The organism is Pseudomonas sp. LFS044 (assembly GCF_047978245.1).
Lineage (GTDB): Bacteria > Pseudomonadota > Gammaproteobacteria > Pseudomonadales > Pseudomonadaceae > Aquipseudomonas.
This window is the reverse complement of the sequence record NZ_JBFPFX010000038.1, coordinates 45338-56459: the sequence shown is the minus strand read 5'-3', so window position 1 is coordinate 56459 and position 11122 is coordinate 45338. Positions and strand designations below refer to the sequence as shown.

General features: G+C 63.4%; 10 protein-coding genes and 1 pseudogene. 6 read left to right on the top strand and 5 right to left on the bottom strand.

The window, feature by feature from the left end; genetic code table 11:
• The 6 genes and pseudogenes from ACNQPL_RS24540 to ACNQPL_RS24515 all read left to right on the top strand — a co-directional run.
• A pseudogene (locus ACNQPL_RS24540) lies at positions 1 to 172 on the top strand (acetolactate synthase large subunit); the annotation flags it as partial.
• A gap of 181 nt (positions 173 to 353) precedes the next feature.
• On the top strand, positions 354 to 908 hold the full coding sequence (locus tag ACNQPL_RS24535; protein WP_416468133.1) for a UPF0149 family protein: 555 nt from the start codon (positions 354 to 356) through the stop codon (positions 906 to 908).
• Between the two features lie 129 nt (positions 909 to 1037).
• Positions 1038 to 1661, top strand: coding sequence for a glutathione S-transferase (locus tag ACNQPL_RS24530; protein ID WP_346616162.1), 624 nt, complete (start codon positions 1038 to 1040; stop codon positions 1659 to 1661).
• Between the two features lie 27 nt (positions 1662 to 1688).
• Complete coding sequence (locus ACNQPL_RS24525) at positions 1689 to 3719, top strand: pyridoxamine 5'-phosphate oxidase family protein (RefSeq protein WP_416468132.1); 2031 nt, start codon at positions 1689 to 1691, stop codon at positions 3717 to 3719.
• Positions 3720 to 3840: 121 nt separating this feature from the next.
• Positions 3841 to 4737, top strand: coding sequence for a LysR family transcriptional regulator (locus ACNQPL_RS24520; protein WP_416468131.1), 897 nt, complete (start codon positions 3841 to 3843; stop codon positions 4735 to 4737).
• Between the two features lie 190 nt (positions 4738 to 4927).
• A complete protein-coding gene (locus tag ACNQPL_RS24515) occupies positions 4928 to 6223 on the top strand; it encodes an MFS transporter (RefSeq protein WP_416468130.1) in 1296 nt (431 codons plus the stop codon).
• Between the two features lie 44 nt (positions 6224 to 6267).
• Here ACNQPL_RS24515 and ACNQPL_RS24510 read toward each other — a convergent pair whose 3' ends face one another.
• The 5 genes from ACNQPL_RS24510 to ACNQPL_RS24490 all read right to left on the bottom strand — a co-directional run bounded on the left by ACNQPL_RS24510 (position 6268) and on the right by ACNQPL_RS24490 (position 11078).
• A complete protein-coding gene (locus ACNQPL_RS24510) occupies positions 6268 to 7137 on the bottom strand; it encodes an aldose 1-epimerase (protein ID WP_416468129.1) in 870 nt (289 codons plus the stop codon).
• A 23-nt stretch (positions 7138 to 7160) separates the two neighbouring features.
• Positions 7161 to 8081: an EamA family transporter gene (locus tag ACNQPL_RS24505; protein WP_416468128.1), complete on the bottom strand. Its 921-nt coding sequence runs from the start codon at positions 8079 to 8081 to the stop codon at positions 7161 to 7163.
• Positions 8082 to 8230: 149 nt separating this feature from the next.
• The gene (locus ACNQPL_RS24500; RefSeq protein ID WP_346616156.1) at positions 8231 to 9511 is read right to left on the bottom strand and encodes a TRAP transporter large permease; all 1281 of its coding nucleotides are present in this window, start codon (positions 9509 to 9511) and stop codon (positions 8231 to 8233) included.
• On the bottom strand, positions 9512 to 10039 hold the full coding sequence (locus ACNQPL_RS24495; protein ID WP_346616155.1) for a TRAP transporter small permease: 528 nt from the start codon (positions 10037 to 10039) through the stop codon (positions 9512 to 9514). It lies immediately after the preceding gene.
• Between the two features lie 67 nt (positions 10040 to 10106).
• Entirely contained in the window at positions 10107 to 11078 is a 972-nt protein-coding gene (locus ACNQPL_RS24490; protein ID WP_416468127.1) for a TRAP transporter substrate-binding protein, read from the bottom strand.
• Between the last annotated feature and the right edge of the window lie 44 nt (positions 11079 to 11122).

The following is an 11122-nucleotide window of genomic DNA, read 5'->3' as shown; positions in this document are numbered from 1 at the left end:
CGAAGCCTACGGTGCCAATGGCCACCGTGTGGAAAGCGCCGAAGGCTTGCTGCCGCTGCTCGAGCACTGCATCAAGACCCCGGGCGTGCACGTGATCGACTGCCCGGTGGACTACAGCGAAAACGACCGCATCCTCAACAGCGAGCTGCGTGAGCGCGCGCTGGCGGTGTAAGGCTTAAAGCCCCCTGTTCGCGGGACAAGCCCGCTCCTACACGTCAGCATAGTTCTCAGGAACTGTGTAGTACGTGTGGGAGCGGGCTTGGCCCGCGAATGCTTTCGGCTAGGCAACATATCCCTCGATCCATTCCCCATGTGCTAGGGTGCAGGCAAATCTTCACCCCAGGACACCGCACATGCTCCCCGCGCTCAGCGACAAAGAACTCGACCGCCTCGAAGACCTGCTGATCACCTACGGTAACGACTACTCGGTGCTCAACCTGGCCGAGCTCAACGGTTTCTTCACCGCCTTGGCCAGCTCCCCGGTCAGGATCAACCCCGAGCAATGGCTACCGTCGGTTGCCGGTGGCAAGGTGCCGAAATTCAAGAAGCCTGCCCATGAAGAAGCCTACACCGCGCTAATGCTGCGCTATGCCCACCAGGTGGCGGAACAGCTGGCGGCTGACCTAGAGGGGTTCGAGCCGCTGTTCGAACAGAGCGAAGCCGAAGAAGGGCCGGCAGTCATCATGGAAGAGTGGTGCTTCGGTTATATGCGCGGTACCCAGGTCGCAGCATGGGGTGAGCTGCCTGCGCAGCAGGACCAACTGCTCAAGGCCATTTCCCTGCATGGTCTGGAGGACAACTTCGAATTGCTCGATACCATGAGTTTCGCTGAGCTACAGGCGTGTGTGCCGCAGGTGGTGGAGGCGGCCAAGGGTTTGTACCGGTACCAGAAGCAGCAACGCCATTGATCTACTTCGAGTCATTATTTCGCCTGGCGAAATTATGATCTCCCCTGCGCGCTGATTCTGCTGACCGCCGAATCAGCGCAGCATGTGTTCCAGCAGCACCACCCCGGTGCCACCCCTGGAGCGCAGACCATGATCAAACTCTACAACTTCCCCAAGTCCGGCCATGCCCACCGCATCGAGCTGATGCTTTCACTGCTCAACCTGCCCACCGAACTGGTCTTCGTCGACCTGGCCAAAGGGGCGCACAAGCAGCCGGAATTTCTCGCCATCAACCCGTTCGGCCAAGTGCCTGTGATCGATGACAACGGTACTGTCATCGCCGACTCCAACGCCATCCTCGTCTACCTCGCGAGTACTTACGACAAAAGTGGAAAGTGGCTGCCCCATGACCCGCTTGCCGCCGCCCGCGTGCAACGCTGGCTGTCGGTTGCTGCCGGGCCCGTTGCTTTCGGCCCTGCTGCCGCTCGCCTGGTCACGGTGTTCGGCGCCTCGTTCAACACCGACGAAGTCATCGGCCGTGCCCACAGCTTGCTCAAGGTGATGGATGCCGAACTGGCCAAGACGCCGTTCCTGGTGGGCAGTGAGCCAACCCTCGCCGACGTTGCCAACTACTCCTATATCGCCCACGCCCCCGAGGGCAATGTCTCGCTGGACCCGTACCCCAATGTACGTGCCTGGCTGGCACGTGTCGAAGCGCTGCCCGGCTTCGTCGCCATGCCACGTACCGCCGTGGGCCTGCAAGCCAGCGCCTGAGCCGCCACCCCATCGAGGAACGCCGCCATGCAAGAACTACCAGACCCTCGTACTTCCCCTTGGCACGCTGGCGAGAAACGGCTGCAGGAACAGGCCGGTGTGGCGGAACGCATGGAGGTGTTCGGGCAGAAGGTCATTCGTGACTACATGCCCGACCAGCACCGCGATTTCTACCGGCAGCTGCCGTTTCTGGTTGCAGGTGCCGTGGATGCGCACGGCAAACCGTGGGCGACGCTCCTCGAAGGCCCGGAAGGCTTCATCAGCTCGCCTGACCCGCAGCAACTGCTGATCGACGCTGCCCTCGTCAGCGACGACCCGGCAACCCCAGGTCTGGTGGCAGGCGGGGCGATCGGCCTGCTCGGGATCGAGCTGCACAGCCGGCGCCGCAACCGTATCAATGGGCTGATCCGGCAGGCGTCCGGCAGCCAGCTGGCGGTGGCAGTGGAGCATGCCTTCGGCAACTGCCCGCAGTATATCCAGCAGCGCGCCTACACCCGTGTCGATGAACCGGCGCAAGGGCGGCTGGACTCGGTAGAGCTGGCTGACCATGCGCTGGAAATGATCGAGCAGGCCGACACGTTCTTCGTCGCCAGCTACGTCGACCACGCCGATGGCCATCGCTCGGTGGACGTCTCGCACCGGGGTGGCAGGCCTGGGTTCGTGAACGTCGAGGGTAATCGCCTGACGATCCCTGACTATGCCGGCAACCTGCACTTCAACACCCTTGGCAACCTCCTCGAGAACCCGCAAGCGGGCTTGTTGTTCGTCGATTTCAGCAACGGTGATGTACTGCAGGTGACCGGGCACGCCGAGGTGGTGCTCGACAGCCCGTTGATCAAGGCCTTCGAAGGTGCCGAGCGGTTGTGGACGCTTGACGTCGAACACGTGGTGCTGCGCCGTGCGGGCGTGTCACTGCGCTGGGCATTTCAGGAGTACGCGCCGACCAGCCTGATGACCGGCACCTGGCGTGAGGCCGAGCAACGCCTGAAACAAGCCGAGCGGCAGCGCCAGTGGCTGAAATGGCGGGTAGAGCGGGTGGAGCAGGAAAGCCGTGATATCCGGTCGTTCTACCTGGCTGCAGATGCCCCGGTGACGTTCGCCCCGGGTCAGCATATTCCTGTGCGTCTGCCGCTGGGGGGCGACATGCCGTCGATTCGTACCTACAGCCTTTCTTGCGCGCCGTCGGACGGCCACCTGCGCATCAGCGTCAAGGCCCAGGGCCCTGCGTCACGTTACTTGCATGAGCAAGTCGGGGTAGGAGACATGCTCGAAGTGCGCCTGCCCATGGGCAGCTTCACCCTGCATGATGACAGTGACAGGCCCATCGTATTGATTGGCGCGGGCGTGGGCATAACCCCGCTGATTGCCATGCTGCGTGAGCAGTTGGCCAAGCGTCAGGGCCGGCGTATTCACCTGTTTCACGGTGCTCGCAGCCTCGCCGAGCTGCCGTTCCAGCAGGAGTTGAGCGACCTGCGCCAGCAGGCCGGCGGCCTGTTGAGCGTGCATCGTTCGCTGAGCCAGCCAGAGCCCGACGCTGTTCAGGGGCGCGACTACGACCATGCCGGCCGCCTCGGTATCGGGCAGGTCAAGGACACCCTGGCGCTGGATGACTACGACTTCTACCTGTGCGGTCCAGCCAGCTTCACGCAAGACTTCTACGAGGGGCTGCGCGCAGTGCACGTTCCGGATGCGCGCATTCATGCCGAAGCCTTCGGCCCGTCGACGCTCAGGCGGCATACCGACGATAACGAGCCCACGCTCAAGCAGCCGCCTGCAGCCAGCGAACCGGTGCCGGTGTACTTTGCCAGTTCTGCTAAAGAAGCGCGTTGGGCGCCGGGCAGCGGCACCTTGCTGGAGCTTGCCGAGGCCCGAGGGCTGTCGCCGGATTTCAGCTGCCGTGGGGGTTCGTGTGGCACCTGCAAGACGAAGGTGGTGAGTGGTCAGGTGCATTACCCGAACCCGCCTGCCGAACTGCCGGAAAGCGGTACGGCACTGATCTGCTGCGCGGTGCCTGCCCAGGCAGAGGAGGGTGTGCAAGCGCTGGTGCTGGAGCTTTGATTTCGCCTTTGCCGGCTTCACCGCGGGCAAGCACGCTACTACGCGCGATGACGCCGGCAAAGCCAGCACAAAACCTGCAGATAACCGATAATCCCCCCACCCACGATGCCCAGGAGCCGGCATGGACCAGATTCACCTGATGAAGGTGTTCGTCGCCGTTGGCGAGCTGGAAAGCTTCGCCGCTGCAGCCCGCCGCCTGGACATCTCGCCTGCGGCGGTCACGCGCGCCGTCAGCGCCCTGGAAGACCAGCTCGGGGTCAAGCTGCTGCTGCGTACCACCCGCAGCGTGCGCGTGACCGAGGCGGGTGGGCGCTACCTGGAAGACACCCGCCATATCCTCGCCAGCATCGCCGAGGCCGATGAGGCCGCCGCCGGCATCAATGCCACGCCCAAAGGCGAACTGGCGGTGACCGCGCCGATCCTGTTCGGCAAGAAGTTCGTCATGCCCTGCATCGTGCGCTACCTGCAGCAATACCCCGACGTGGATGTGTCGGCGTATTTTCTCGACCGCATCGTCAACCTGGTCGAGGAGGGCATGGACGTGGCCGTGCGCATCGGCCCGCTGCCTGATTCCGGCCTCAAGGCCCTGCGCGTAGGCAAGGTGCGGCGCATGCTCTGCGCCTCACCTGCCTACCTGGCGCGGCATGGCGTGCCGCAGCACCCCTCGGACTTGCCGGAGCATGCGGTGATCGCCACCACCAACCTGTCCCCACGTGCTGGCTGGCGGTTCGGGGTGACCGACGAACCGACCATGGTGCGCATGAAACCGAGGCTCACCGTGACCAGCAACGACGGTGCCATCGCGGCGGCGGTGGGTGGTTTGGGGATTGCCCGGCTGCTGTCCTACCAGGTGGTCGACGAAATCGCCAACGGCCAGTTGCAGGTGATCCTTGCCGAGTACGAGGAGGCGCCGTGGCCGATCCATGTGCTGCACCGGGAGAGCAAATACGGCTCGGCCAAGGTGCGCGCGTTTGTCGACCTGCTGGCGCAGGGCCTGCGCGCCCAGTCGCTGGATTAAGTCGTACTACATCTGCTCGCCATAATCCGGTGATTTCCCCGCGAAACACCGATGGAGTCGTTGTTGAGTAATTTATGTTGTACGACGACCTATGACGTGGCAATCTTCGCCTGAAATAATTTGTCTCAATTAGCCCTGCCGGCGCTTGAGGCAATCACCCGCACCTCTAAAAATAATATTCAGGTGAACCATGAAGATGAAAGGCATCCGTTGGTGGATGGTCAGCCTTGTCACGGCTGGGCTCGTCGTCAACTACCTCGCCCGCAACACCTTGTCGGTGGCTGCCCCCACCTTGATGACCGACCTGTCCATCAGCACCGAGCAATACGCCAAGATCGTCGCTGCCTGGCAGGTGTGCTACGCCCTCATGCAGCCTATCGCCGGCTGGTTCATCGACTTCATCGGCACCAAGCTGGGCTTCGCCGTCTTCGCCATGGCGTGGTCAGTGGCCTGCGCCGGCGCGGCATTGGCGACCGGCTGGCAGAGCATGGCGTTCATGCGCGGCCTGTTGGGGATGACCGAAGCGGCCGGCTTGCCCGCCGGCGTCAAGGCCACCACCGAGTGGTTCCCGGCCAAGGAGCGTTCGGTGGCCATCGGCTGGTTCAACATCGGCTCATCGTTGGGGGCCTTGCTGGCGCCGCCATTGGTGGTCTGGGCAATCCTGCACAGCGGCTGGCAACTGGCCTTTGTCATCGTCGGGGTATCCGGCATCGTCTGGACCGTGCTGTGGATGCTGTTCTACAAGCACCCACGCGATCAGAAACGCCTGAGCGCGCAAGAACGTGACTACATCCTTTCCGGCCAGGAAGCGCATTTCAAGGAAGAGAAACGTGAGAAGGGCGCCTGGAAGCGCATTTTCAAGACCCGCAACTTCTACGCCATCGCTTCGGCGCGCATCCTTTCGGAGCCGGCCTGGCAGACCTTCAATGCCTGGATCCCGCTGTACCTGATGACCGAGCGGCACATGAACATCAAGGAGGTGGCGATGTTTGCCTGGCTGCCGTTCCTCGCTGCCGACATCGGTTGCGTGCTTGGCGGTTACCTCAGCCCACTGTTCCACCGCTACTTCAAGGTGTCGTTGTTCACCTCGCGCAAGATGGTGTTGGTGTTCGGCGCCAGCTGCATGATCGGCCCAGCCTGCATCGGCCTGGTGGAAAGCCCGTACACCGCGATCCTGCTGCTGTGCATCGGCGGCTTCGCGCACCAGACGCTGTCGGGGGCGCTGTACTCGATCACCTCGGACTCGTTCAGCAAAGACCAGGTGGCGACGGCCACCGGTATGGGCGGTATGTGCGGGTACCTGGGGGCGGCGGTATTTACCCTGGTGTTCGGCATTCTGGTGACGCAGATCGGCTATAGCCCGCTGTTCGTGGTGCTGGCAGCGTTCGATATCGTCGCGGCAGTGTTGGTCTGGAAGGTGGCGCGGGAGGTGCGGAGCGAGTCGCCTGCGCGTCCGGCTGCGGCCAGTCGCGAAGTCCTGGTTTGAGCTTGAGAGAAGGGCTGCTTTGCAGCCCCTCGCAGGCAATCCGTTCAAAGCGCCCGGTACACCATCGTGAACCCCAGGCTCATCTCCTCGCCCTGTTGCAGCAACCGCAACCCGGGTCGCCCAGGTAGGTGATGCGCATTGATCGGATGGCTGACCGGCTCAAAGCAAAAGAACGGCTTGCCCTGCGGGCAGAACAACAGGAAATGCTCGGTACCACTGGCACTGCACTCCAGCTGATAACCCGCACTGGGCTGCTCGATCACGCAATGTCCGGGCCACCCGCCGAACGCATGATCGACCACTGTCGTCGGCAGTGGGCCCGGTGCGTCGAAGGTCCAGCCCTGAGGAATCTCTGCCTGATACGAAGGCAGTTGCCCCTCTTCGGCCAGCCACACATGCCGCGCCGTTGCCCGCAGACGCGTGTCGGGATGGCGCGGAAAGTAAGGGTGCAACCCCAGCCCATACCAGGTGGCGGCTTCATCCAGATGCGTCACGTGCAGGTCAAGCCTCAGGCACCCGTCGTGCAAGTGCACATCCAAGACGGCTCGATAGGTAAACGGTAGCTTGCTGTGGAGCATCAGCCGGGCACGCCGCGCACTGTGGTGGTCCACCTGCCAGGCCTGCTGCCAGGCAGTACCATGGATCGGGTAGGGGTCGTGCGCGGTATTGGGCGCCAACGGCAGCCAACCTTCGGGCCGCACGAAGCCCCCCTCGGCAATGCGGTTGGACCAGGGCGCCAACGGGTAGCACCCCAGCGGTCGCGGGGTACCGCTGGCCAGGGCAGCCTGGTCGCTATGGCGCAGCAGGGCTTGCCCTGTTGCCATGACCTCCCAATTGACCAAGCTGGCGCCCAGTTCGGGTGCGAGCGTGAGCCGGGTCAGGCGGTCTTGCAAGTGCAGTTGGGTGACAGCCATCGAGGGCTCCTTTCAGAATGGGCTCAGCTCGCCCGGCGGTAGGTCAGCAGGACGATGCCGCATACCACCACGGCACCGCCTAGCAGTTGCACGCCGCTGAGCTGCTGGTCGAGCAACGCCCAGCCCAGCAGCAATGTGGCGATAGGTTCGACATTCATCACCGGTGCGTTTTGCGCCATGTTCAGCCGCGGCACGCAGACGAACAGCAAGGTAAAGGCCACGCCGTACAACACCACCAGGCTGGCCAAGGCCGCCCAGCCGCTGCCACTGGCGGGCAACGCCAGGCCAGACGGCATGGCCCCGCTGGCCCCGGCCACCAGCATGCTGGCGAACACGATCAGCAAGGTCAGCAGGCTGCGCACCGGGCCGCGCACGGCCGCCAGTTTGTGGTCGGTGATCCACAGCGCGCAGGCGAATACGCAGGCGGCGCAGAACGCCAGGCTCACGCCCAACAGCCAGTGCGGGTTGGCCTCGCCATTGCTGCCCAGGTGCGCCGGTACGTCCAGCGCCAGTACCAGGCCACACAGGATCAGGCCCATGAACAGCACGGTGCGGCCGGTGGGGCGGGCGCCGCCGAGCGCCCAGGTGAGCAGGGCCAGCAGCATCGGGAAGGTGTTGCCCACCAGCAGCGCCAAGGCTACCGGGATGCGCGCCACCGCCGAGTACAGGCACAGGCTCTGGGTAGCGATCAGCAGGCCGAGCAACAGTTGCCAGCGCCGCGCACCGGTTGGCAGGCTCAGCGGCTGGCGCTGCCACAGTACCAGGCTGGCCAGCACCAGAAAGGTGATACCGGAGCGACAGAGGATCGCCAGCAGCACGCCTGTGTCGTCATCGAAGGCAATGCGCGCGGCGATGTGGTTGCCGGCGAACGAGCAGGCCAGCAGCGCCAGCAGCGCGACCGCCAGCTTGCGCGGGAAAAGTGAGGTAGAAACAGCGACCGCCATGTGCAGGGTCCATTTGCAGGGGGCTGCTGCGCAGCCCATCGCAGGCAAGCCAGCGCCTACAGGTTTTGCATAATCCATCAGATCGGCGTTGTACCTGTGGGAGCCGGCTCGCCGGCGATGGGCCGCATAGCGGCCCCAGATTAGGTCTGTTACAACACCACGCTCGGCAGCCACAGCGAGATCGCCGGGATGTAGGTCACGGCCATGAGTACCAGGAACAGCGCCAGGTAGAACGGCAGCAGTGCCTTCACCGTGGCCTCGATGCTCACCTTGCCGATCGCCGACCCGACGAACAGCACCGCACCCACCGGTGGGGTGATCAACCCGATGCCGAGGTTGACCAGCATGATCATGCCGAAATGCACCGGGTCCACGCCGATGCCGTTGATCACCGGCAGCAGGATCGGGGTGAGAATCAGGATCAGCGGCGCCATGTCCATCACCGTGCCCAGCAGCAGGAGCATGAAGTTGATGCACATGAGGATCACGTAACGGTTGTCCGAAAGCGTCAGAAACGCCGTGGTGATCTTCGACGGGATCTGCATCAACGTCATCACGTAGCCGAAGCTGGCGGCAAAGCCGATCAAAATCATCACGATCGAGATGGTGCGCACGGTGCGGTGCATCAACTTGGGCAGGTCGCGCCACTTGTAGTCGCGGTAGATGAACATGGTCACGAAGAACGACCACACCACCGCCACTGCGGCCGACTCGGTAGCGGTGAACACGCCCGAGAGGATACCGCCGAGGATGATCACCATCGCCATCAGGCCCCACAGCGCTTCACCGGCAATCTTCAGCGCCTGGCGCAGTGGGATCACCTCGCCCTTGGGGTAATCGCGCTTCTTCGCGAAAATCAGGCACAGCCCCATCATCACCGCGCTCAACAGCAGCCCCGGCATGACCCCGGCCATGAACAGCGAAGCGATCGACACCGTGCCGCCCGCTGCCAGCGAGTACAGCACCGAGTTGTGGCTGGGCGGGGTCAGCAGCGCCTGCACCGAGCCGCTGACGGTCACCGCAGTGGAGAACTCGCGCGGGTAGCCCTTGCGCTCCATTTCCGGGATCAGCACCGAACCCACCGACGCGGTATCGGCCACCGACGAGCCGGAGATCGCCCCGAAGAAGGTCGAGGCCATGATGTTGACCAGCGACAGCCCGCCGCGCACGAAGCCCACCAGCACCCCGGCAAAGGCCACCAGCCGCCGCGACATACCGCCCTCGGCCATGATCGCACCGGCCAGCACGAAGAACGGGATCGCCAGCAGCGAAAACTTGTTAACCCCACTGGCCACCTGGATCATCATCGCTTGCAGCGGAATGTCGATCCACCAGGCGCCAATCAGCGCCGACAGGCCCAGCGCATAGGCCACCGGCATGCCGATGAGGATGAGCACGATGAAGCTGCCCAACAGAATGAACGCATCCATTTACGCAGCTCCTTCGTTTTCTTCCACCAGGTCGAAGCGCACCACCTTGCGGTTGCTCTGATCGCCCAGCAGGAGTTTTTCCAGCACGAAAATCAGTGTCAGCACGCCACCGAGCGGGATTGGCGCGTAGGTCATGCCCACCCGCACGCCCGGTAAAGAAGCCAGCGACTGGTTCCAGGTGGTGAGGCACAGCTTGGTGCCGTACCAGGTCATGAACACGCACACCAGGATCATCAGCAGCTGCACCAGCAGGGCGACCAGCTGGCGCTGCAGCGGTGGCAGGCGGTCGGTGATCATTCCAACCGCCATGTGTGCCCCGGCGCGGTAGCTGGCGGCGGCGCCGACGAAGGTAAACAGCACCATCAGCAGGATCGACACCGGCTCCGGCCAGCTGGAACCGGTGCCCAGCACGTAGCGGGCAAAGATGCCCCAGGGGATGATCAGCGACATGGTCAGGATCGACAGGCCGGCAACCCAGATACAGCCGCGGTACAGCGTGTCGTTGACGCGCAGAAAAAGCGTTTTCATAGGCATCACCAAAGCGGCAGGGCGACGGGCGTCGCGCTGCCGAGGTCATCTTGGAAGGGGGCCGGTGTTACTGGACCGCGTCGATACGCTTCATCAAGTCGGCATACTGCGCGCCGTACTTCTCGCGCACCGAGGCAGTGGCGTCATAGAACGGCTTCTTGTCGACAGCGATGAACTCAACGCCAGCGGCCTTGAGCTTCTCTTCACTGGCGGCGGACTTGGCGTCCCACAGCGCGCGCTCCTCCATCTGCGCTTCGCGAGCGACTTTCTTCACCAGCACCTGCTGCTCAGGGGTGAGCTTGTTCCAGGTAGTCTTGGACATCACCACCGGCTCCGGCAGGATCAGGTGGCCGGTGAGGGTGTAGTACTTGGCGCTCTGGAAGTGGTTGTGCTCGAGCAGGGTCGGCGGGTTGTTTTCGGCGCCGTCGATCACGCCCGTCTGCAGTGCGCTGAAGATCTCGCCGGTATCCATGGCGATGCCGTTGCCGCCCATGGCGTTCATCATGTCGATGAACAGCGGGTTGCCCTGCACGCGGATCTTCATGCCCTTGAGGTCTTCAAGGCTGCGCACCGGTTTTTTGGTGTAGATGCTGCGCGAGCCGCCATCCATCCAGGCCAGGGCCACCAGGTTGAATTCGGAGTTGGTGATCTTGTCGAGGATCTCCTGGCCGATGTCGCCATCGATGATCTTGCGCATGTGCTCATGGTCGCGGAACACGAACGGCATGTTGAACACGTTCACGTCCGGCACCACCGGGCCGACGATCCCCAGGCTCACGCGGGTCATCTGCACGGCGCCGATCTGCGCCTGCTCGATGACTTCCTTCTCCGAGCCGAGTACGCCACCGGCGAACATCTTGAAGGTGATTTCGCCATTGCTGGCGGCTTCAAGCTTCTTGCCCATGTTCTGCTCGGCGACCACGGTCGGGTAGCCGGCCGGGTGAATCTCGGCGAACTTGATGTCCAGCGCGTGGGCTGGCAGGGCGAGGCTGAAAGCGAACGGGAGTGTGGCAAGAAGCAGCTTGCGTTTGAGGGTCATGATGAAACTCCGTGTTTTTTATTATCTGGTTTCGGTCGTGTCGG

What these genes read in the sequence shown, in the direction of transcription:
- ACNQPL_RS24535 (WP_416468133.1), top strand. Translation starts at nt 354, where the DNA reads ATGCTCCCCGCGCTCAGCGACAAAGAACTCGACCGCCTCGAAGACCTG.
- ACNQPL_RS24530 (WP_346616162.1), top strand. Translation starts at nt 1,038, where the DNA reads ATGATCAAACTCTACAACTTCCCCAAGTCCGGCCATGCCCACCGCATC.
- ACNQPL_RS24525 (WP_416468132.1), top strand. Translation starts at nt 1,689, where the DNA reads ATGCAAGAACTACCAGACCCTCGTACTTCCCCTTGGCACGCTGGCGAG.
- ACNQPL_RS24520 (WP_416468131.1), top strand. Translation starts at nt 3,841, where the DNA reads ATGGACCAGATTCACCTGATGAAGGTGTTCGTCGCCGTTGGCGAGCTG.
- ACNQPL_RS24515 (WP_416468130.1), top strand. Translation starts at nt 4,928, where the DNA reads ATGAAGATGAAAGGCATCCGTTGGTGGATGGTCAGCCTTGTCACGGCT.
- ACNQPL_RS24510 (WP_416468129.1), bottom strand. Translation starts at nt 7,137, where the DNA reads ATGGCTGTCACCCAACTGCACTTGCAAGACCGCCTGACCCGGCTCACG.
- ACNQPL_RS24505 (WP_416468128.1), bottom strand. Translation starts at nt 8,081, where the DNA reads ATGGCGGTCGCTGTTTCTACCTCACTTTTCCCGCGCAAGCTGGCGGTC.
- ACNQPL_RS24500 (WP_346616156.1), bottom strand. Translation starts at nt 9,511, where the DNA reads ATGGATGCGTTCATTCTGTTGGGCAGCTTCATCGTGCTCATCCTCATC.
- ACNQPL_RS24495 (WP_346616155.1), bottom strand. Translation starts at nt 10,039, where the DNA reads ATGAAAACGCTTTTTCTGCGCGTCAACGACACGCTGTACCGCGGCTGT.
- ACNQPL_RS24490 (WP_416468127.1), bottom strand. Translation starts at nt 11,078, where the DNA reads ATGACCCTCAAACGCAAGCTGCTTCTTGCCACACTCCCGTTCGCTTTC.